Source organism: Streptosporangium sp. NPDC002607, from assembly GCF_053592655.1.
This window is the reverse complement of the sequence record NZ_JBSFWD010000018.1, coordinates 141,102-163,325: the sequence shown is the minus strand read 5'-3', so window position 1 is coordinate 163,325 and position 22,224 is coordinate 141,102. Positions and strand designations below refer to the sequence as shown.

Genomic DNA, 22,224 nt, shown 5'->3' with positions numbered 1-22,224 from the left:
TCCCTTGTGGCAAGGGGATTTGGGCGATTACGTCGTGAAGATCTGCTCCGAACCGCCTGCGATGTCATCGCGGCCCAGGGGTTCGGTCACACCCGAACCGCGGACATCGCGCAGGCGGCCGGCGTCAGCCAGGCGCTGCTCTTCTACCATTTCGAGACCAAGGAGAAGCTGTTCGCCCAGGCATTCTCCTACGCGGCCCAACTCCATCTGGACGCGCTCGCCAGGGTGGAGGAGTCGGACGGCTCACCCCTCGACCGGCTGCGGGCCCTGCTCAGGTTCTATCCCCCCGGCGGAAAGACCAAGTCGTGGGCCCTGTGGATCGACGCCTGGGCCGAGTCGATGCGCAACTCCGAGCTTGAGGAGACGTCCCGCAGGATCGACACGCGGTGGAAGGAGGCGCTTCACGCGATCATCGACGACGGCGTCGAGGCGGGAACCTTCGTCTGCGCGGACCCCGAGGGCTCGACCTGGCGGATCATGTCTCTCATCGACGGCCTGGCCACCCAGGTGACGGTGCACAGGCGGCTGCTCTCCCGTGCGCGCATGACCGAGTTCATCCAGACGGCCGCCGCGGCGGAACTGGGCCTCTCCCCCGCCGAACTGAGCTGAACAGCCCCCTGGGCAGCACGACCAGGAGCATGGCGAGGGCGATCAGCCCTCCGCCGAGGAAGACGCTCAGGGTGAGCGACTCCCCGTACAGCGCGACGGCCAGGACGGTCACCCAGAGCGGCTGTGTCGACAGGATCACCGTGGCGGACACCGGCGGCACGTGGACCTGGCCCCACGAGCGGGCCAGGAAACCCAGGGCGCAGGCCACGATCGACAGGTGGCCGAGGATCACCCAGTCGACCGGCGTGGCGGGCAGGGTCAGGCCGCCCGGCAGGGCGAGGACGCCCGTCATGACGGCGATGGCGCCGAGTTGGATGACCGTGACCGCGTAGGCGTGTCGCCGCGCCTCGGCGGAGTTGCCGAGCACCAGCGTGTGGGCCGCGTACAGGACGGCCGACACCAGGGTGGCGACCAGCGCGGGCGGGGAGATGTCGCCCTCCACGCCCTTCAGCAGGGTGAACACGGTCATCGCGACGGCCGCCAGCGCCACCGCGGCCCAGATCCTGGCCGAGGTCCTGGCACCGAGCAGGACCAGCCCGAGGACCGGGGTGATCACCACGTACGAGCCGACCGTGAATCCCGAGACCGACGAGGGCAGGTCGTGCAGCGAGACCGCCTGGACCGTCTGGCCGACGCCGAACAGCAGGCCGAGCAGGATGCCGATCAGCCAGGTGCTCTCGGAGAGCCCTCGCAGGCTACTCGGGCGGAGCGCGACCAGCACGACCGTGGCGATGCCGTACCGCTCGGCGAGAAGGTCCGCCACGGGCATGCGGACGATGAGGTCCTTCATCAGCGGGAAAGCCGACCCCCAGGCGGCGCTGACGAAGGTCAGGAGCGCGATTCCCAGGAGGGGCCGGGGGGCTGCAACCACTGCCATAGTCGAAGGGTTACATCACCTGCAGCGACGGACAGGTCACCGACCGGAGCGGGAGTGGCCTTAATACAACGCTGAGTGAAGGACGTCACACCGGCGCGAGGGACCTCATACCTCCGCGGGGCTTTCCGTCTTATTGGATGCTTCGTACAATTAGCGCAGACATCCGATGGGAGGACAGCGATGACACCAGCCCCAGAGACCGCTGCGGACAGAGAGGGCGACCAGCAGGTCACCGAGAGACGCGCGTACGAGGCGGTCATAGAGCGCCTCTCGAAGGCGTCCGTCGACAAGCACTGGGAGCCGTACGTCGACATCCCCTGGGACGAGAAGGAGTTCCTCGTCTTCCAGGACGACCCGCGCTGGGAACTGCCCGAGGTCGACAGGCTGGGCGGCCACGCCTGGTACCGGGCACAGCCTCCCGAGATCCGCGCCAGGATCGGGCTGTGGCGGGTGGCGACCGCCATGAAGATCGGCCTGCAGTTCGAGAACCTGCTCAAGCGCGGACTGCTGAACTACGCGTACCGGCTGCCGAACGGCTCCCCCGAGTTCCGCTACGTCTACCACGAGACCATCGAAGAGGGACATCACGGGATGATGTTCCAAGAGTTCGTGAACCGCACGAAACTTCCGATAAGGGGAATGCCGGGGCCGCTGAGCCTGCTCGCGCAGATCACCCCGTGGATCCCGCTGATCTCCACCGAGCTCTTCTTCGTCTTCGTCCTCGGCGGCGAGGACCCGATCGACCACGTGCAGCGCAAGATGATCAAAACGGGCAGGGCCCGGCATCCGCTGGAGGAGACGATCATACGGATTCACATCGCCGAGGAGGCCAGGCACATCTCCTTCGCCCGCCACTACCTGCGCCGCCGGGTGCCCCGGATGCCCCGCTACCGGCGCTTCACACTGGGCCTCGTCTCCCCTGTCATCCTGGGCATCATGGCCCGGATCATGCTCTCACCGCCAGGCTCGATGATCAGGACGTTCGGCATCCCCGAGGACGTCGTCAGGGAGGTCTACACCGGCAACCCCGAGATGGCCGCGGAGATCCGCGACTCGATCGGCAAGACCCGCGAGCTCTGCGCCGAGCTGGGCCTGATGAACCCCGTCCAGCGCCGGATGTGGAAGGCGATGGGCATCTGGGCGCCCCCGGCGCCCGGCACGACACGGACCGGGAAGGCGGGCAGATGAGAACGGCGATCGTGACGGGGGGCGCCTCCGGCATCGGCCTGGCCGTCTCCCGCGAGTTCGCCGGGCGCGGCGCGCACGTCGTCATCGCCGACCTGGACGGCGCCGGGGCCGAGCGTGCCGCCAAGGAGCTCGGCGGCTCGGCCGCGACGCTCGACGTCTCCGACGCGCGGGCCGTGGCCGACCTCGTCGAGCGGGTGGCGGCCGAGCGGGGACGGCTCGACGTCGTCTTCAACAACGCCGGAATCGCGGTCGGCGGCACCGTCGACGAGCTCACCCTCGACCACTGGAACCGGACGATCGACGTGAACCTGCGCGGCGTCGTCCACGGCGTCCACGCGGCCTACCCGATCATGAAGCGGCAGGGCTTCGGGCACATCGTGAACACCGCGTCCCTGGCCGGACTGGTCCCCGCTCCGCTGATGGCGCCCTACACGGCGACCAAGCACGCGGTGGTCGGGCTCTCGCTCGCCCTGCGCGCCGAGGCCGCCGCCCACGGTGTCCGGGTGAGCGTGGTCTGCCCCGGGTTCACCGACACCCCGCTGCTCGACAACGCCAATCCCGGCCTGCCGCAGACCCCGACCGGCGCCGGCGCCCGCGAGTCGGCGAGCAGGACCATGGGCCGTCTCTACTCCGTCGACGCGCTGGCCGCCGACATCATCAGAGGCATGGCCCGCAACCGCGCCCTCATCGTGGCGCCCGCCACCGGCCGCCTCGCCTGGCGCGGTACCCGCCTTTCCCCCTCGGCCGCCGTCCGGGTGGCCTCCCTCGCCGTCCGCCGCCTGAGCGGGCGCTGAAGGGGCGCCGACCGGCCGGTCGGCGCCCCTGAAGAGCCGTGCCGCGCACGCGCGGGGCACGGCTCCCGGCGGCGGACGGCGTCCGGCCGTACGGTCAGGGCACCGAGCGGATCTTCCAGACGAGGGCGGCGCCGAGCAGGGCGAGGGCCGCGGAGGTCAGGTAGAGGACCGGATAGCCGCCGAGACCGGCCACGATGGGACCGGCGATGACCGGGCCGAGCACCTGGGGTCCCGAGTTGGCGATGTTGATGACACCGAGATCCTTGGCACGTCCCTCGGCGGCCGGCAGGACCTGGGTGACCAGGGCGTTGTCGACCGAGAGGTAGATGCCGAAGCCGACCCCCATGATCGCGGCGCCGACCGTCGCCACCGGCCACAGCGGCCAGAACGCGAGCATCACCGCAGGGACCACGCTGATCAGGCCGGAGGCCGTGACGAGCGCCCTGCGGCGGCCGAGCCGGTCGGAGACGACGCCCGCGACGACGGTGGTGAGCACGACCGTCGTGGTGTAGATCAGGATCAGCGTGAGCAGGCCGTCCTCGGCCCGCTTGCCGGGGAAGAGCCGCTCGTAGCCGACCGCGTCGGTGAGGAAGTACAGCAGGTAGAGCGTGGCGACGGCGTTGCCGAGCTGCATCAGGAAGCGGGTCAGCCAGGCCCAGAAGAAGTCGGGGTGGGCGCGGGGGCTGATCCAGAAACCTCTCAGGAAGGCCCCGAGCTCGAAGGGGGGCCTGGCCGCCAGGCGAGGGTCGGGGGTGGTGAGAACGAAGGGGAGCACGCAGAGCGGGATCAGCACCGCTATCAGGAAATATCCGGATTCGGTGGTGGTGGCGACCATGGTGACCAGGACCACGGCGAGCACCACCCCCAGCGACTGGGGAATCCCGATCCAGCCCGACACCTCACCCCGCTGGCTCACCGGCACGTGGTCGGGCACCCCGGCGTTGAGCGAGGCCTGCATCGCGTTGAGCCCCGCCTGCGCGAGGCACCAGCCGGCCGCCAGGCCGACGATCGTCCCCTGCCCCGCCAGCAGGACCAGCGCCCCCGCGCCGACCAGCGCCCCGGCCAGCGACCACGGGTGCCTGCGCCCGAACCGCCCCGCCGTGCGGTCGGACAACGCCCCCGCGATGGGGTTGAACAGCATCGCGACGGCGGCCCCCAGCCCGGTCACCAGCGCCAGCGCCCCCTCCTTGCCCGCCGGGTCGACCACCGCCACCTGCGAGGGAAGCAGGACCTGAAGCGGCCCGAAGTACCCCATCCAGAGCGCCAGGTTGGCCAGCGAGATGCCGGCCACCCACCAGGGCCCCACCCTGCGCGTCGGCTCCGCGAGCGCCGACCTCGGGTCGGGAACGGGCTGCACAACGCTCATGGGGCCTCGCATCCTCGTGACTCACGACTCCGAACAAGCGCCCGACAACACGAGGCGTGCCCGGATGCTACGCCGCCTCCCTCCCTTATCAACAGCCCCCGGCCGATACCGGATTCCCGCCGGGAGCGCGCCCGAGAGCGCCACCGGCGGGATCAGGAATGGTCGGTGCCCGCGAGCAGATCCATGGCCTCCTCGTCGGTCAGGGCGTCCAGTTCCTTGATCAGCAGTTCCTCCAGCGCCTCGGCGAGTGAGGCGACGGTGCTCATCGCGAAGACGGTCCGGATCGGGACCTCGATGCCGGTGGCCCGCCTGATCCGCGCCGCCACCCGGGTCGCCAGCAGGGAGTGCCCGCCGAGTGCGAAGAAGTCGTCGAAGACACCGACCGCCCCCGTGCCGAGCAGCTCGTCCCAGATCCCGGCCACCAGCCTCTCCGCGTCCGTGCGCGGCGCGACCCGCTCGGCGGAGGAGGCGGCGACCGGTTCGGGGAGCGCGGCGTGGTCGATCTTGCCGCCCGGGGTGAGGGGGAACGCCTCCAGGCTCACCCAGGCGGTGGGGACGAGCTGGCGCGGGAGCGAGTGCCCCAGGTGTTCCCTGAGGTCCGCCGGATCCGCGGTGCCGGTGACGTAGGCGACGAGCTCCTCGCCCCGGCCGGTCACGAAGGCCTGGCCCACCTGCGGATGGGCGAGCAGGCGGCTCTCCACCTCACCCGGCTCGATCCGGAAACCTCGGATCTTCAGCTGCGCGTCCAGCCGCCCCAGGAACTCCAGCCGCCCGTCGGAGCGCCACCGCGCCCGGTCCCCCGTCCGATAACGGCGCGCCCCGGGGGCACCGTACGGGTCGGGGACGAAGGCGCCGGCGGTGAGCGCCGGCCTGCCGAGGTAGCCGCGGGCCACCCCGGCCCCGCCGATGACCAGCTCCCCGGCCGCGCCGGGTGGCAGGGGCTCTCCCCTGTCGTCGAGCACCCGGACGGTGGTCTCCGCGATCGGGCCGCCGATCGGCGGGCGGCCCACGACGTCGCGCGCCCCGAGGTCGGCGGCGGTGGCGATCACCGTCCCCTCGGTCGGGCCGTAGGTGTTGACCAGCCGGACCCGGTCGCCGAGCAGGCCGCGCCAGCGCTCCACCGCCGCCGCGGAGACCTGCTCACCACCGAGGATCACCAGGCGGAGCGAGGCGGGCCAGGCGGTCTCGCCCGGCTCCTCGGCCAGTGAGTGCCAGTACGCGGTCGGCAGGTCGAGCACGGTGACCGCCTCGCCCTCCGGCGAGGCCAGCAGGTCGGGCAGGCTCGTCGCCCCGTCGGGGAGGAGCACCAGCGTGGCCCCCGCGGCCAGCGCCGGGAAGACCTCCTCGACATGGGCGTCGAAGCTGAGCGAGGCGAACTGGACGACCCGGTCGCCGGAGGTCAGGCCGTAGTCCGCGCGCATCCACCGCACCCGCGCGGCCACCGCGCCGTGCTCCACCAGCACGCCCTTGGGCACGCCGGTGGAGCCCGAGGTGGTGATGACGTACGCGGCGTCCAGCGGCACGGTCGCGCCCCGGAGGGGGGTGGGGGCGCCGACGGCGCCCCCGGGAAGCGCGGGTGGCGCGGGTGGCGCGGGTGGCGCGGGGGCGACGGCGACGCGGCCCGGCGGCGGTTCGCGCAGGGTGATCAGGTGGGTGGCCGAGCCGTCCGCCATGGAGAAGGCCAGCCGCTCGTCCGGGACGTCGGGGTCGAACGGCAGGTAGGCGGCCCCCGCCCACCAGACGGCGAGCAGCGCGGTGATCGCCTCGATCGAGCGGGGCAGGCAGACCCCGACGACGTCGCCGCGGCCGACCCCGCCGTCACGGAGGACCCCGGCGAGCGTGCCCGCGCGAGCCAGCAGCTCGCCGTACGTGACGCTCTCCCGCCCGCAGACCACGGCGACGGCCTCGGGCGTCCGCCGCGCGGCCTGGCGGATCATCTCGGGAACCAGGACGTCCCCGGCGAGCTCGGCGCCGGACGGCCCGGCCGACAGGATGTGGATGTCGGCGTGGTCGGCGTCGGTCCAGATCGGCAGGGCGGAGAGCGGGGTGTCGGGGCGGGCCGCGACGGATTCGAGGAGCAGGGCGAACCTGGCGGCCAGGCGGCCGACCTCTGCCGCCTCGAACAGGCCCGTGTCATGGCAGAGGGAGAGGCCGAGCCCGTTCTCGTCGGACCACACCTCGACGAGGAGGTCCACCTTGGCCTGCCGGAACCCGGCGTCGATGTCGGTCACGGTCAGCTCGCCGAACGCCCGCCGGGGACCGGCGTCCTGGTTGTGCAGGATGAGCATGGAGGACAGCAGCGACTCCACGGGGTGGCCTAGCTGCTCGAAGGGGACCGAGAAGTTGCCCAGCGCGGCGAGGACCTCGCCACGGCTGCGGCCGATCAGGCCGGTGAACGGCGGGTCGCCCGACAGGTCCCCGCGGAGGATCACCGTCTGGGAGACGTATCCGACCATCGGTTCCAGCTCGACCCGGTCCCGGCCCGCGACGACGGTGCCGACCAGGACGTCGGTCTGCCCGGTGTGCCGCAGCAGCAACGTCTGGTACGCGGCGACCAGCACGGTGAACAGGGTGGTGCGCTGCTCGGCGGCCAGCCGCTCCAGCCGCCGCGCCGTCTCGGGTGACAACCGGACACGCTGGAACTCGCCCCGCCCGCTCCCCGCCCCCTCCCGGCGGAACGGCAGCTCGACCGGGGGCGGCGCGGCGAGCCTCTCCCGCCAGTACGGCACGGCCCGCTCGGCCCTGCGCCGCTGCCAGCGCGCGTAGTCGCCCGCCTGGACCGGCAACGGGCGCAGCCGGGGTTCGGCCCCGGCGAGGCGCGCGGTGTAGCAGTCGGCCAGGTCGTCCAGGATGACGTTGAGCGACCAGCCGTCCGAGATGATGTGGTGCATCGTGACGCAGAGCACATGCCGGTCGTCGGTTATCCGGATCACCGCCACCCGCAGCGGAGGCCCGGCCTCCAGATCGAACGGCTCGTTGGTCCGCTCGGCCACCAGGCGTTCCGCGTCCTCGCGGCTCCCGGAGCGCAGCCACTCGATCCCGGGTGCCCCGCTCTCCACCACGGCCCAGGGAACACCGTCCTCCTCGGTGAAACTGGTGCGCAGGCTCTCGTGGCGGGTCAGCACGTCGGTGAGCGCCCAGATCAGCGCGGCCTGGTCGAGGGGGCCGCGAAGCAGGCGTACGAGATACATGTTGTAGGAGGCGTCGTCCGGATCGACGCGCTGCAGGATCCAGAGCCGCTCCTGCGCCGGGGACAGGGGCGCCCTCATGCGCCCGGCCCCAGTTCGTCGAAGATCGCCGCGAGTTCCTCGGCACCGAGGCCGTCGAGCTGCTCGCGCAGCGCGGCGACCTCGACGAGGTCCAGGTCGTCGTCGTCCAGGCGGTCCAGCTGCCGGGCGAGCCCGGCGACGGTCGGATGCTCGAAGAGCGCCACCAGCGGCACGGCGACGCCGAAGCGCGACTGGACCCTGGCGATGATCTGGGCGGCCGTCAGCGAGTGCCCGCCGAGCTCGAAGAAGTCGTCGTCGACCCCGACCGGCCGTTCGATTCCCAGCACCTCCTCCCACATCGCGGCGAGCTCGTCCTCCGCCGAACTCGACGGCGCCCGGTAGGGGGTCGTCGACGCCCGGGCCCGGTCGGGTGCCGGCAGCGCCGCGCGGTCGAGCTTGCCGTTGGGGGTGAGCGGCAGGGCGTCGAGGGTGACGAGGTGCGCGGGCACCATGTACTCGGGCAGGCTCGCCCTGAGTCTGGCGCGCAGCGCCTCCCACGGCCCCTCCGGTGCCGCTCCCTCCGCACCGACCAGGTACGCCACCAGCGTGGGCAGGCCGTCCGGTCCCTGGTGGACACCGACGGCGGCCTGGCGCACCCACTCCACCGAGCGCAGGACCGTCTCGATCTCCTCCAGCTCGATGCGGAACCCCCGCACCTTGACCTGGCTGTCGGCCCTGCCCAGGTACTCCAGGCGGCCGTCCGGGGTGCGCCGGACGAGGTCGCCGGTCGCGTACATCCGCCCTCCCCCGCCGGCCGCGAAGGGGTCGGGCAGGAAGCGGGCGGCGGTCAGGGCGGGCATGCCCCGGTAGCCGCGGGCCACCCCGGCCCCGCCGATGTGCAGTTCCCCGGCCTCGCCGTCCGCGACCGGCAGGCCGTCGTCGCCCAGGAGGTACAGGGACGTCTCGGAGATCGGCTCCCCCAGCACGACCCTGGCCGGTGCGGGCGCGACGATCCCCGCGGTGGACCACACGGTCGTCTCGGTCGGCCCGTACACGTTCCACAGGCTCGTCCCCGGGGCGAGGAGCGCGTCGGCGAGGTCGCGCGGCAGCGCCTCTCCCCCGCAGAGCCGGGTGCGGATCGTCTCCGGCACTCCGCCGGCCTCCAGCAGGATGCGCCAGGTGGCCGGGGTGGCCTGCAGCGCCGTGATCCGCTCGGCGACCGCCAGCGCCCGCAACCTCTGGCCGTCGGCCGCCTGGCTCGCGGAGGCCACGACGACCCGCGCCCCGCACGCCAGGGGGAGCAGCAACTCCAGGACGGAGATGTCGAACGACAGGGTGGTGACGGCGAGCCAGCGGTCCTCGGGCGTGAGCTTCAGCCGTTCGGCGAACGAGCCGAGCAGGTTCTGCACGGCGCGCCTCGGGACCTCCACCCCCTTGGGCCGCCCGGTGGAGCCCGAGGTGTACATCACGTACGCCAGGTCGCCCCGCGGTCCCCGCGGCGTGTCGCGGCGGGCGGTGGGGGCGGTACCGTCCGGGGCGAGCACGAGGATCCGGGGGACTCCGGCCAGCAGGCGCCGGTCCACGCCGGCCTGGGTCAGCACCAGGCCGATCCCGGCGTCCTGGCGCATGAGCCGCAGCCTGTCCTCGGGGAAGGCGGGGTCGAGCGGGACGTACGCGCCTCCGGCGGCCCAGACCGCCAGGACCGCGACGACCATCCCCGTGGTGCGCTCCATGCACAGCCCGACCGGGACCTCGGGGCCCACTCCCCACTCGCGCAGCACCGCGGCGAGGTCGTCGACCCGCCGGTGCAGCTCCCGGTAGGTCAGCTCGCCGCCCGGCCCGCTGACCGCCACCGCGTCGGGTGCCGTCTCCAGCCGGTCGCGTATCAGCTCCGGCACCGTCACCATGCCCTCTCCCTGCGGGTCTGGTGCCGTGAGTCCCGGCTCTCGCGCCGGGGAGGACATCACCACGGTCGTACACCTCTCAGGTCGGACAGCCGGAGGCCCGGGTCGGTTCCGGCCCGCTCCACCACGTCGGTGAAGGTGCGGGCCAGGCGCCGCGCGGTTCCGGCGGAGAACAGGTCACTGCTGTAGTCGAGGACGCCGCCGAGGCCCTCGGGCCCCCGCCAGGCGTCCACGGACACCTCGGCCTTGGTACGGCCCGTCGCGGGTACGGGGTAGACCTCGGCCGACAGGTCGCCCATCGTGGTCCGCAGCAGGTCGTCCTTGGGCAGGTTGTGCAGGTTGAACATGGCCTGGAAGAGCGGCGGCCTGCTCAGGTCACGGGGCAGGCGCAACGAGGCGAGGATCCGCTCGAACGGCGTGCCGGCGTGCTGGAGTCCCCGGAAGAGCGTCAGCCGGGTGCGTTTCATCAGTTCGAGGAAGGTGGGGTCGCCCGACAGGTCGGCACGGAGCACGAGCGTGCCGGCGAAGTAGCCGATCAGCGGCTCGATCTCGGTACGGTCCCGGCCGGAGACCGGCACCCCGACGCACAGATCCCGCTGCCCGGAGGCCAGCGAGAGGGTCGCCTGGTAGGCGGCGAGCAGCGCCATGAAGAGCGTGCAGCGCGCGCTCCTGGCGACGTCCTCCAGCCGGGTGATCACCTCGTCGGGCACGAGCAGGCTCTCCTGCCCGCCGCGCCCGCTCCAGCGGGCGGGACGAGGATGGTCGGCGGGGAGGTCGAGCGCCGGCACCCCGGCGAGCGTGCGGGTCCAGTGGTCGAGGTGGGAGGCGTCCTCGTCCCGTTCGGCGCGGCGCCTGTCCTCCTCGGCGAGCTGCGGGTACTGCGCCGGGAGCTCCTCCAGCGCCGGCGGCCTGCCCTCGCGGTGGGCGGCGTAGCACTCGGTCACCTCCCGCATGAGGACGTCCAGCGACCAGCCGTCGACGACGATGTGGTGCAGGACGATGCAGAGCAGGAAGTGCTCCTCGCCCAGCCGCAGCAGCGCCACGCGCAGCGGCGGGCCGCCTTCGAGGTCGAACGGCCGGTTCACGAACTCCACGACGGCCGGGGCCGGGTCGCCGGTGACGTCCGCCCGCTCCACCGGCACCGGCGCGACGGGCACGACGATCTGGACGGGACGGTCACCGGCCAGCCGGAACCGGGTGCGCAGCACGTGGTGCCGCTCGGCGACGCGGGTGAAGGCGGCGGCGAGCGCCTGCACGTCGACGGGGCCGCGCAGCCGCACGCACCAGGGGGTGTGGTACGTGGTGTCGCCGGGGTCGAACCTGCTGAGGAACCAGAGGCGCTCCTGCCCGAACGACAGGGGCCACCGCCTGCCCCCGTCCCGCTCCCGCGCCTCCGCCAGCAGCGCCGCGCGCCGTTCCGGCGACAGCCGCGCCAGCCGGCCGAGCAGTTCCTCACGCCGGTCCTGCGCCGCGTGCTCCCGTTGGGCGTGCTCCGGCGCGGACTCCCGCACCGCGAGGTCCGTCTCCGCGGCGACACGGGGGTCAGGCGTGGTCACCGGCCACCTCCCTGGATCTCGCCGTCGCCGGGCTCTGCTCGGTCTCCGCCGGGCCGCTCTCCGGCGTACCGGGAAGGGCCGCCTCCCGGACGGCGGGGCGCTCGATCGGGACGATGCCGCACAGCTCGGCGACCTCGTCCAGCGCCACCTCCTCGGCCACGGCCCTGACCAGCAGCCTCTCCACCCCGCCCAGCAGCGCGTAGGCGGTGGAGCGCGGCAGGCAGGCGGTGTCGGTCAGCAGGTAGAGCCGGCAGGTGTTCGTGGCGGGCCCGGTGGCGAAGAAGACCGTGGCGTCCACCGCGTCCCAGGCACCGACCAGGAAGAACCTGGTCCGCTCGGTGAGGGCGGCGACCGCGGCCGGATCCCCCGCCGGTTCCACCTTGGGCAGGTTGGGCCAGTGAGCGGTGGTCCGCGTGTCGTTGAAGTAGGCGGACAGGTCGACGGGACCGCCACGCTCCCTTCCGATCTCCTCGCGCAGCGCCATCATCCGGTACGGGTCGTAGTGCGCGTTGCGGTAGGCCATCAACGCCCGCCGGTGCCCGGCACGGACCACGTCGGCGAACGTCCCGTCCGGCAGGTCGAGGACGAGGAGCCCGTCCTGCACCGCGGTACCGGCCATGGCCGCGGTCCTGGGGTCGTGCCGGTTGGCCACGATCAGCTGCATGACCACCCGGCGGTGCCCGGTGAGCACGCCCAGCAGCACCGCGCTCGCCGTGGTCAGCACGCTGGCCGTGCTGACCGACCACCGCTCGGCCAGGATCTCGGCGGCGGCGGCGACGGCCACCGACTCCATGCCGACCCGGACGAACCTCGGCTCCTCCGCGGTGACGCGGGGGAAGTCGAACATGGTCTCCGGCGCCCTCGAAAGCTCGGCGCGGCAGTGGCGGAGCGCCCGCTCGCCGCGGGCCGCTCCCGCCCCCTCACGCTCGAAGGCGGCCTGGTCCAGCGGCTGCCACCCGGGAGCGGGCAGCTCGTCCCCGGCCAGCAGCGCCCGCCAGTCACCCGCGAGCACGTCCAGCGCCCAGCCGTCCACCGCCAGGTGGGACAGCGCGAAGGCCACCGCGCGCGGGCGGCCGCCGACGGTCACGACGGCGCAACGGAACGGCAGCTCGACCGCGTAGTCGAAGCCCCTGGCGGCCAGCTCGGCGGACACCTTCTTGGCGGCGGCGAGTGGCTTGTCCTCCCCGGCGTCGACCACCTCGACGTCGAACCGGCCCCGGCTCGCCACCCGCTGGACCGGCCCGTCGGCGGCGTCCTCGCAGGTGGTCCTGAGGGTCTCGTGCCGCTCGACGAGGCCGCGCAGGGCGCCGATGACGGCGTCCTGGGTGTGCCTGCCGTAGACGGGCAGCACCCAGGGCATGTTGAAGTACGGGTCGCCGTCCTCAAGCCACCGGGTGATCCTCCAGATGGCCAGCTGGCCCCAGGTGAGCGGCGACTCGCCGCCCCGCGCCCCGGAGAACTCGACGGTCACCACCGATGGCCGTCCGGATTCGGCCGTCATCGGGCTCTGGCTATCTCTTCGACGACGCCCTCGACGGTCGGGGAGTCGATGAACACCTCGAAGGAGAGCTCGACGCCCATCCCGTCCCGGACACGGGAGATGATCTGGGTGATCGTCAGCGAGTGACCACCGAGGTCGAACAGGTCGTCGTCCGGCTGGACCGTGTCCACGCCGAGCACCTCGCACCAGATCGCCGTGACCTGCCCGAGGAGCTCGGCGTCCTCCCCTCTGGCGCCTTCGCCGCCGGAGACCGGACCGGTGACGAGGCTGTGATCGGCCTGATCGGCCTGGCCGGCGGGGACGACCCGGGGAGGCAGGGGCAGCTCGTCGAGCGGGGCGCCGGGGCGGGCCGCGATGCCGGCGAGCAGAACCCGCAGTTGCTCGGCGACGCCCTCGCAGGCGGCGCGGTCCAGGATCTCGGGGTTGAACCGCAGGCGAGCCTCGGCGCCGTCGACACCGTCGGCACCGTCGACGACCTGCAGGTGCAGGGTGTTGCGGACCGCGCCGTTGGACGCCGCCCAGTCGACCGAGGCGTCCAGTCCCGCGAAGGAGGGGTCACCGGCCGGGCGTCTGCGGTAGCTGACCGAGACGGGGGTGAGCGCGGAGCGCGGGCTGATCCCGCCCAGCGCCCTGGCCAGGGGAATCTCGCGATAGCGGTAGATCGCCCGTAGCTCCTCCCTGATCGACAGGGCGAACTCGGCGAACGTCCCGGACGGACTGGAGGCCACGGGCAGCTCGTTGACGAACGCTCCCACGTGCTCGCGCGTCTCCTCGGTCCTGGTGGACAGGTCCACCGCCACCGTGACGCGGGCGTTGCCGTACCCGTACAGGAGCGCGTGCAGTGCGGCCAGCACGACCTCGAAGCGGGTCAGGCCCAGGTCGGCGGCGATGGCGGCGACCTCGCCGCCAAGGCGGAACTCCACGGTGTCGCCGGGCGCGGCGCGCAGCGAGGTGCGGGTGAGGCCGGGCAGCAGCAGGTCCTGCCCGTCCTGCCATCTCGGCCGCCAGAACTCCGCCGCCTCCTCCAGCGCGGCGGCGACCCGGCCCTGCTCGGCGCGGGCGATCTCGTCGCAGGAGAGCGTCAGGGGGGCGAGGGCGGAGCCCCCGTAGGCGGCGGCGATGTCACGGAGCAGCAGGTCCTTGGAGACGCCGTCGAAGACGGCGTGGTGGGCGACGATCTGCAGCAGGTGCCGCTCGGCCCCCAGCCTGAAGAGGGTGAACCTGGCCGGTGGACCCGACTCCAGGTCGAAGGGGCGCGCCACCTCCGCCTCAAGCCGGCCGGGCTCGGGCGGGGTCTCCTCGAAGCGGATCGGCGGGGGCACCTTGCCGGGGAGCAGGCGGACCTCGCCGTCCCGCTCCGCCAGGACCGCGGCGAGCACGGGGTGTCGCTCGACGGCCGCGGCACAGGCGGCGAGCATCGCGCCGGTGTCGAGCGGGCCGTCGAGCCGCAGGGTGAGCGGCATCGCGTAGACCCGGCCACCGGCGCCCATCCGCTCGGTGATCCACATCCCGTGCTGGGCGAAGGTCGCCCGGTCCCATCCCGCTGTGAGCGACATCGACATTTTCACGTGCCTTCCGTCTGACCTGTCGCGGCGACCTCGAACAGGCCCCGCAGCTCCCTTTTGACGACCTTTCCCGACTGGTTCCTGGGCAGGGTGTCGACGACGAGCACCCGTTCGGGGAGCTCGTGCCCGGCCAGGCGGTCCATCAGGAAGGCCCGTAGATCCCCGCCGGAGGTCCCGGCGGACCGCAGCACCACCGCCGCGGCGAGCACGCTGCCGAGTACCGGGTGCGGGACGCCGAGCACCGCGGCCTCCGCGACGGCCTCGTGCTCGTGGAGCGCCGCCTCCACCTGGAGCGTGGAGACCTTGAACGCGCCCGACTTGACCACGTCGCTCTCCCGGTCGACGAGGTGGAGGTAGCCCTCGGCGTCCAGGCGGCCGATGTCCCCCATCCGCACCCAGCCGCCCCTGAACGCCTCGGCGCCCGCCTGCTCGTCCCGGTAGTAGAAGCGGGTGGCGGTGGGTGAGCGCATCCAGACCTCGCCGGCCTCTCCCGGGGGCAGCGGGTCGCCGTGCGCGTCGGTGATGCGCAGGGCCCCGCCGAACGCGGGCCGTCCCAGCGCCCCCGGCCTGGACGGATCGAAGATCATGATGGTCTGGGCGGGAGCGGCCTCGGTGGAGGTGTAGTAGTTGGTGACCGTCGCGTTGGGGAAGGCGTCGGCCAGACGCGCGGCCACCGCGGGCGGCAGGGCCGAGGCGGCCGAACCGAGCAGCAGGACGCTCGACATGTCGTGGCGCTCGTGCAGTCCCGCGTTGAGGAACTCGATGGCCATGGCGGGTACGACGAACACGGTGCCGACCCGGCGCGACTCGATCAGCCGGGCGAGGCGGCCGGGGGTGAAGCGCCCGAGGGTGAGCATGGCCGGACGGGCGTCCAGCGCGTTCATCAGCATCGTCTGACCGGCGTTGGTACCGATCGGGAAGGCGTGCAGCAGGTGGCGCGAATGGCCGAACCTGCGGCGGTTGGGGCGGGTCTCGCAGCCGAAGGCCAGGTTGGCGTGGCTGGCGCCCACGCCCTTGGGCAGCCCCGTGGTGCCCGAGGTGTAGAGGATCTGGGCCAGGTCCGCGGGCTCGACCCGCACCCCGGGCGGCCCCGCCGTCCCCCCCTCCAGCTCCGCGACGGCCGCGCTCCAGCGGTCGCCTTCCGGCGGGGTGAGGTCGCGCCCGCACAGCAGGGCCGAGGCCGAGCAGTGCTCCAGCATGTGCCGTACCTCGGCGGGCGCGAGCCGGTCGGAGAGCGGCACGGCGACGGCGCCGGTCTTCTGGACCGCGCAGTAGGCGACGGCGAAGTCGACCCAGTCCCGGCTCCCGAAGAGCAGCCCGATCCGGTCGCCCCGCCGCACGCCGCGGTCGAGCAGCCCGTGCGCGACGTCGTCCGAGCGCCGGTCCCACTCGCCGAACGTCATCGACGCGACGCCCTCGACGATCACCGCCTCCCGCTCGGGGTCCTGCTCGGCGCGGAGCGCGAGCATCTGCGGCACGGTCTCCGGGCTCACGAGGTCCGCTCGCTCACGTAACCGACCAGCAGCGGGAAGCTGTCGAGGTAGGCGGCGCCCCCGCCGAGGTCGAGGGCGACGTCGAACTCGTCCTCGACGGCGTCGATGAGCCGGAGCAGCGCCAGCGAGGTGACGCCCAGCGCGGACAGGGAGGTCTCGGAGCCGACGATCTCGTCGGCGGTGAGCCGCCCGTCGCAGGCAACGGAGATCATCCCGGCGATCCTGGAGGCCAGCGGGTCGGTCATGCCACCTCCCCCCGCGCGCTGAGCGGGCGCATGTCCGTCCACACCTCGTCGATGTGGGCGAGGCAGCCCTCCCTGTCCCCCTCGAAACCCTCGGCCCGCCACCCGGCGGGCAGCTCCCTGCCCGCCGGCCAGATCGAGTACTGCTCCTCGTCGTTGAGCACCACCAGGAAACTCATGACCCAACCTCCTCTTTCTTGCGGGTACGGCTCCGCAGAGCCTCGAAACCGACCAGGTCGTCGGGGAGCGCGTCGGGTACGTCGGCGTCGAAGCGGGCCAGCACCCGCACGCGCATGGCGACGAGCGCGATGACGGCGATGGCCAGCCCGAAGCAGGCGTACATGAAACCGATGCCGCGGCCCTCGCCGGTGCCGATCAGCAGGCCGACGGTGCCGGCCAGCGGGCCTTCGGGGGCGAGCAGCGGCTCGAACAGGGCGCTGCCGTACGGCGCGACCAGGCCGAAGCCGATCGGCAGGGTGGACCAGGCGACGAGGGTGTTGAGCGCGATGACCCGGCCGTGGAACCGCTGTGCCACCTTGACCTGGATGATCGTGGCGTAGACGCCGTTCAGCAGGGTCAGGCAGAACGACATGCCGAACGAGCCGACCGCGATCAGGGCGAGGTTCTGCTGGAATCCGGTGAGCACGCAGAACACCGCCAGGGCGAGCGTGGCGAGCAGCACCCCGTACAGGCGCCGCCTGCGGGGCCCGCCCCAGACGGTCATCAGCAGGCCGCCGAGGAAGACCCCGAGCCCTCCCGCGAACGCGACCCTGCCGACGTCGTCGAGCGTCGCGAACGACAGGACCAGTGGGGAGATCATCAGGAAGAGCGGCGACAGGAAGACGTTGAGCACCGCGAAGAACACGAGCATGCCGCGGAAGCCGGGGTTGCCCCACGAGTGGCGGATGCCGTTCGCCATCTCGGCCAGGACGCTCTCCCTGCGGCGCCAGGGCATGGCGGTCGGGAAGCGGACGAACAGCAGGACCAGCGTGGCGACCAGGTAGCTGGCGACGTCGATGATGAGGATGCCCTCCAGCCCGATCGTGGCCATCAGCCCGGTCGCGATCAGCGGCACGACGAGCTGGGCGGTGCCCGTGGCCATCTGGACGACGCCGTTGGCGTGGCCGAGGAACCGTTTGGGGACCAGCTGCGGGATCGCCGAGCCGTAGGCGAACCGCTGGAAGGTCAGCGCGATCGACAGGCAGACGAGCAACGGATATATGTGCCAGATCTGCAGATTTCCGGTCCAGAGCAGCACGCCCAGCGCGAGCTGCGTGCTCCCGGCGCCGATGTCCCCGCACAGCATGACCCTGCGCCGGTCGTAACGGTCCACGATCGCTCCGGCGAGCGGCGCCACCAGCATGCCGGGCACCAGTCCCAGCACCGCGAACAGCGCGAACCTGGCCAGCGACCCGGTGGTCAGGTAGATCCAGATCGGGATGGCGAACTCGGTCAGCGCGGACCCGGTGATCGAGACCAGCTGCCCCACCGAGACCAGCAGGAACCGCCGCATGCCGGGCGGAGGCCCGCCGGTGGCGGGGGCGGTGACAGTGCCGGTGCCGGGCTCGTCGGGGCCGGGCTCGTCGGGGCCGACTATCCGGAGGTCGGCCCGGCCGCCGGTCCGCGTGGCGCCGTCGGAGCCCTCCGCGGCGCCGGACTCGGGCACGGGGACGAGGGCGGGGGCGGGGGGCGAGTCGGAGCAGTGGGGCTCGCCGGAGACGCCCTGGAGCCACCAGGTGGAGTCCTCGGTGCGCTCCAGCGGCGCGGTCCGTCCTCGGGCCAGGGCCAGGTGGGTACCGGTGAGGATGTCGGCCAGTTCCCGCGCCCGGTACTTCACGAAGAAGTGCCCGGCCTCGTCCAGCACCACGCAGGCGGCGGTGCCGGACAGGCGCAGCCACTCGCGGTAGCGCTCCTGGTAGAACTCGGTCGCCGGGTCCCGCTCCCCCACCACCGCGATGACCGGTGCCGTGAAGGGCCGGGTCTCCTCCTCCTCGAACAGCCGGGTGAAGTAGCGCTCCGCCATGCGGGTGCCCAGGCGGCGGTTCTCGATGATCAGCCTGAGCTGGTCACGCTCGAACTCCTCGACGTCGAGCCCCGCCGCGGAGAGCGCGTTGATCCTGCCCTGGTCGCTGGTCATCCGGTCCATCAGGGTGCCGAGCCAGCCCAGGCCGCGCCCTGGGCGGGCGAAGGGGAACACGCCGCCGAGGTAGATCGCGTCGACCGGGCGGCCCGCCGCCTCCAGGTGCCGGGCGATCTCCACGATCAGCATGACGCCGAGCCCGCAGTGCCCGTAGAGCACCAGCGGCCCGCGCACCCCGGCGAGGATCTCCTCGGCACACTCGCGGGCGACCTCGTCGAAGGGCCGCGACCGCTCGCCGAGCTCGTGCCCCGGGACCGCGACCGAGTACAGCGCCCAGTCGGCGGGCAGCGCGTCGGCCAGCGGCTGGTAGACGACGGCGCTGCCGCCGCCGAACGGCACGCAGACCATGGTGGCCTTGGCGGCGCGGGGCGGGGTGAGCCGGTGCAGCAGCTCTCGCCCGCCGTCGCCGCCGGTCTCCAGCAGCCGGGCCAGTTCCCTGACCGTGCGGTTCTTGAACAGCTCCAGCACGGTCACCGCCCGCTCGGGGACCTGCGCGCGCAGCCGGGCGATCACCCGCATGGCGAGCAGCGAGTGGCCGCCCAGATCGAAGAAGTCGTCGAGCGCGCCGACCCGCTCCACCTCCAGGATCTCGGCCCAGATCCCGGCGACCGTCTCCTCCAGCGCGGTCTCCGGCGGCACGAACCCCGCGGCCGAGACCTCGGCGGCGGGATCCGGCAGCTTCGACCTGTCGACCTTGCCGTGGGATTTCAGCGGCAGCTCGTCCAGCCACACGTAGCGGGCCGGGATCATGTAGTCGGGGAGCCGCTCGGCCAGCCAGGACCGCATCTCGGCGGCCTCCGGGGCAGCCGGGCCGGCCTGTCCGACCAGGTAGGCGACCAGGCGCCCGCCTCTCAGATCCACGACGGCGCCCGTCACCCCCGGATGCTCGGAGAGCACCGCCTCCACCTCCGCCGGCTCCACCCGGTAGCCGCGGACCTTCACCTGCAGGTCACGCCGGCCGAGGAACTCCAGCTCCCCGCCGGGCAGCCAGCGGCCGAGGTCGCCGCTGCGGTACATCCGGGCACCGGGGGCGCCGTACGGGTCGGGCAGGAAGCGGTCGGCGGTCAGCCCGGGACGGCCCAGGTAGCCGCGGGCCAGGCGGTCGCCGCCCAGGTAGAGCTCGCCGGGAACCCCGGCCGGGACCGGCCGCAGGTTGTCGTCGAGCACGTGTACCAGCGCCCCGGGCATGGGCGATCCGATGGGCAGCGCCGTCCCTGCCCCCGGAGCGGCCCCCGAGGCGGCCCGGGGGGCGGGGGCGGCGCCGTTCAGCACGGCTCCGGAAGCGGTGCCGGGCTCGACGGAGTAGGTGGTGACACCGACGGTGGCCTCGGTGGGGCCGTAGTGGTTGATCACCCGGCACCGCCCGGCCGCCGCGAGCTCCGCGGCCCAGGCGCGCGGTGCCGCCTCGCCGCCGAGGATCAGCAGCCTGCCGGGGAGCAGCTCGTCCGGGGTCGCGTCGGCGAGCAGCGCCGCCAGGTGGGATGGGGTGATCTTGAGATAGTCGACGCCGTGCCTGCGGAAGTAGGCCGCCAGTTCCGGTGCGGCCGTGCGCGGGGGGATGAGGTGCAGCGCGCCCCCGGTCATCAGGCACAGGTAGAAGATCGTCACCCCGAAGTCGAAGGCGAGCGACTGGAGCAGTCCGAACACCCCGCCCGGCTCGATCTCCAGCCGCTCCCGCACCCCGGCGAGATAGACCATGACCTGCCGGTGCTGCACGGCCACGCCCTTGGGCCGCCCGGTGGTCCCCGAGGTGTAGATGACGTACGCCAGGTCGTCGGGGGTCACGCCGCTCTCCACCGGCCCGGCGTCCTGCCCGTCGGAGTCCTCGGCGCCTTCCGGGTCGCCCGAGGCGGGGACTTCGACCGTGGGCAGCCCCTCCGGCAGGCGGTCACGGAGGTCGGACGCGGTCACGACCGCCCGCGCCCCGGCGTCGGAGAGCACGTAGGCGATCCGGTCACCGGGATGGTCGGGCTCCAGCGGGAGATAGGCGGCGCCCGCCTTGAGCACGCCGAGCACCGCGACGGCCGTGTCCGCCGACTGCTCCAGGAAGACGGCGACCCGGTCGCCGCGGCCCACGCCGGCCCGCCGCAGCAGGCGCGCGAGCCGCTCCGCCCGCCCCTGGAGCTCCGCGTAGCTGAGCGAGGTGTCGCCCGCCACGACCGCGACGGCGTCCGGGGTGAGCCGGGCCCGCTCGGACACGGCCTCGTGCAGCAGCCCGGTGCCGAAGGGGGTCACGGGGGTGGACTCGCCGAGTGCCAGGACCCGGCGACGCTCGTCCGGCGGGAGGATCTCAAGCTCGGAGATCGGCGCGCCGGGGTCGGCGACGATCGACCTCATCAGGTTCTCGAAGCACGCCGCCATCCGCGCGACGGTGCCGGGGTCGAACAGCGCGGTGCTGTAGGTGAGGTGACCGGCGAGCCCGTGGGGGGTCTCGAACAGGTAGAGGGCCAGGTCGAACCGGCTGGCCGTGGCCTTCACCGGGTAGGGGGTCATGGTCAGGCCCGGGGTGTCCAGCGGCCTGGAGCGGTAGTTCTGCAGGGCGAACATCACCTGGAACACCGGTGATCTGCTGACGTCCCTTTCCACGCCCAGCTCGCTGACGAGCCGGTCGAAGGGGAGCTCCTGGTGGGCGTAGGCGTCCAGCGCCGTCTCCCTGACCCTGGCCAGCAGTTCGGCGAACGTGGGGTCGCCGGACAGGTCCGCGCGCATCGGCAGCGAGTTGACGAACACGCCGACCACCCGCTCCAGCTCGGGCAGGTCCCGCCCGGAGACGGGCGAGCCGACCGCGAAGTCGTACTGCCGCGAGTAGCGCGAGAGCAGCACCTCGAAGGCGGCGAGCAGGATCATGTACGGGGTGGCGCCGTGGGCGCGGCCCAGCGCGGCGACCGCCGCACTGAGCTCGGCGTCCAGGGCCACGCCACAGGCGGCGCCCTCCCAGCTCTGCTCGGCAGGACGCGGACGGTCGGCGGGGAGCTCCAGCGGGGGCAGCCCGTCCAGACGCCGCCGCCAGTAGCGGATCTCCTCGGCGTGGTCGCGCTCCCGCTGCCAGTGCGCGTAGTCGCCGTAGCTCACCGGCACCGGCGGCAGCTCCGGGTCGCGGTCCGCACGGTACGCGGCGTGCAGGGTGAGGAGTTCCTCCATGACGATGTCGCACGACCAGCCGTCGGTCATCGCGTGGTGCATGGTGAGCAGCAGTACGTGCTCGAACGGTCCAAGCCGGACCAGGAGCGCCCGCAGCGGCGGGCCCGCGGCGAGGTCGAAGGGCCTGGCCAACTCCTCGTCGATCTCCGCGAGGTCGCCGGCGGTCCGCAGCACGACCGCGGGCGCGTCGTCGACGACGACCGCGGGACCGCCGTCGGGGGTGGTGACCAGCCGGGTGCGCAGGCTCTCGTGCCGGAGGGCCACCTCGGTCAGCGCTCGGGCGAGTGCCTCGGCGTCGATCTCCCCCTCCAGCGTGGCCGCGAAGGCCACGGTGTAGGCGGAGGTAGCGGGGGCGTACTGCTCCAGGAACCAGAGCCGTTCCTGCGCCGGGGAGAGCGGGGGCACCGCTCCGGAAGGGCGCGGCGGAATCGCCGCCGTGACGACGCGGCCGCCCAGTCGCTGGGCGAGCAGTGCTTTCTTGGCCGGTGAGAGGCCGGTTCGCGTCAAGACACCTCCGTACTGGCGAAGAGGAACCCGTGAGCGTTCCCCCGCGGCGGGGAACGGGATCGCCCGAGTGTGCGATCCCATGTCGGCCGGCCGGATCGGCGCGGCCCGGAGACCTGCGCGGCGCGGAGTCAC

At 73.0% G+C, this 22,224-nt stretch carries 14 protein-coding genes; 3 read left to right on the top strand and 11 right to left on the bottom strand.

From position 1 onward, the window contains the following. Positions 1–6: 6 nt before the first annotated feature. Positions 7–609 carry a TetR/AcrR family transcriptional regulator gene (locus ACWD3H_RS21820; RefSeq protein ID WP_451956273.1) on the top strand — a complete coding sequence of 201 codons (603 nt, stop codon included), beginning with the start codon at positions 7–9 and terminating at the stop codon, positions 607–609. Here ACWD3H_RS21820 and ACWD3H_RS21815 read toward each other — a convergent pair. Then, complete coding sequence (locus tag ACWD3H_RS21815; protein ID WP_451956272.1) at positions 554–1,486, bottom strand: DMT family transporter; 933 nt, start codon at positions 1,484–1,486, stop codon at positions 554–556. The genes ACWD3H_RS21820 and ACWD3H_RS21815 overlap by 56 nt on opposite strands. A gap of 180 nt (positions 1,487–1,666) precedes the next feature. On the opposite strand from ACWD3H_RS21815, the gene ACWD3H_RS21810 reads away from it, so the two are divergent. After that, positions 1,667–2,674, top strand: a complete 1,008-nt coding sequence (locus ACWD3H_RS21810) for an AurF N-oxygenase family protein (protein WP_451956271.1) — start codon at positions 1,667–1,669, stop codon at positions 2,672–2,674. Further along, positions 2,671–3,468, top strand: coding sequence for an SDR family NAD(P)-dependent oxidoreductase (locus tag ACWD3H_RS21805; RefSeq protein ID WP_451956270.1), 798 nt, complete (start codon positions 2,671–2,673; stop codon positions 3,466–3,468). Before ACWD3H_RS21810 ends, ACWD3H_RS21805 begins: the two co-directional genes overlap by 4 nt. Before the next feature lie 94 nt (positions 3,469–3,562). On the opposite strand, the gene ACWD3H_RS21800 is transcribed toward ACWD3H_RS21805, so the two are convergent. From ACWD3H_RS21800 to ACWD3H_RS21755, 10 genes are all read right to left on the bottom strand, one after another. Next, positions 3,563–4,834 (bottom strand): MFS transporter, encoded by a 1,272-nt coding sequence (locus ACWD3H_RS21800; RefSeq protein ID WP_451956269.1) that lies wholly within the window; start codon positions 4,832–4,834, stop codon positions 3,563–3,565. Positions 4,835–4,986: 152 nt separating this feature from the next. Further along, a complete protein-coding gene (locus ACWD3H_RS21795; RefSeq protein WP_451956268.1) occupies positions 4,987–8,103 on the bottom strand; it encodes an amino acid adenylation domain-containing protein in 3,117 nt (1,038 codons plus the stop codon). Beyond that, a complete protein-coding gene (locus ACWD3H_RS21790; protein WP_451956267.1) occupies positions 8,100–9,950 on the bottom strand; it encodes a non-ribosomal peptide synthetase in 1,851 nt (616 codons plus the stop codon). Before ACWD3H_RS21790 ends, ACWD3H_RS21795 begins: the two co-directional genes overlap by 4 nt. Before the next feature lie 56 nt (positions 9,951–10,006). Further along, on the bottom strand, positions 10,007–11,503 hold the full coding sequence (locus ACWD3H_RS21785; RefSeq protein ID WP_451956266.1) for a condensation domain-containing protein: 1,497 nt from the start codon (positions 11,501–11,503) through the stop codon (positions 10,007–10,009). Further along, positions 11,490–13,004 carry a condensation domain-containing protein gene (locus ACWD3H_RS21780; protein WP_451956265.1) on the bottom strand — a complete coding sequence of 505 codons (1,515 nt, stop codon included), beginning with the start codon at positions 13,002–13,004 and terminating at the stop codon, positions 11,490–11,492. Before ACWD3H_RS21780 ends, ACWD3H_RS21785 begins: the two co-directional genes overlap by 14 nt. Beyond that, positions 13,001–14,560: a condensation domain-containing protein gene (locus ACWD3H_RS21775; protein ID WP_451956264.1), complete on the bottom strand. Its 1,560-nt coding sequence runs from the start codon at positions 14,558–14,560 to the stop codon at positions 13,001–13,003. The genes ACWD3H_RS21780 and ACWD3H_RS21775 overlap by 4 nt, the downstream gene beginning before the upstream one ends. Before the next feature lie 8 nt (positions 14,561–14,568). Then, complete coding sequence (locus ACWD3H_RS21770) at positions 14,569–16,062, bottom strand: class I adenylate-forming enzyme family protein (protein WP_451956263.1); 1,494 nt, start codon at positions 16,060–16,062, stop codon at positions 14,569–14,571. Next, positions 16,059–16,307 carry an acyl carrier protein gene (locus tag ACWD3H_RS21765; RefSeq protein WP_451956262.1) on the bottom strand — a complete coding sequence of 83 codons (249 nt, stop codon included), beginning with the start codon at positions 16,305–16,307 and terminating at the stop codon, positions 16,059–16,061. Before ACWD3H_RS21765 ends, ACWD3H_RS21770 begins: the two co-directional genes overlap by 4 nt. After that, a complete protein-coding gene (locus tag ACWD3H_RS21760; RefSeq protein ID WP_350923638.1) occupies positions 16,304–16,483 on the bottom strand; it encodes an MbtH family protein in 180 nt (59 codons plus the stop codon). The genes ACWD3H_RS21765 and ACWD3H_RS21760 overlap by 4 nt, the downstream gene beginning before the upstream one ends. Then, on the bottom strand, positions 16,480–22,092 hold the full coding sequence (locus ACWD3H_RS21755) for a non-ribosomal peptide synthetase/MFS transporter (protein ID WP_451956261.1): 5,613 nt from the start codon (positions 22,090–22,092) through the stop codon (positions 16,480–16,482). Before ACWD3H_RS21755 ends, ACWD3H_RS21760 begins: the two co-directional genes overlap by 4 nt. Between the last annotated feature and the right edge of the window lie 132 nt (positions 22,093–22,224).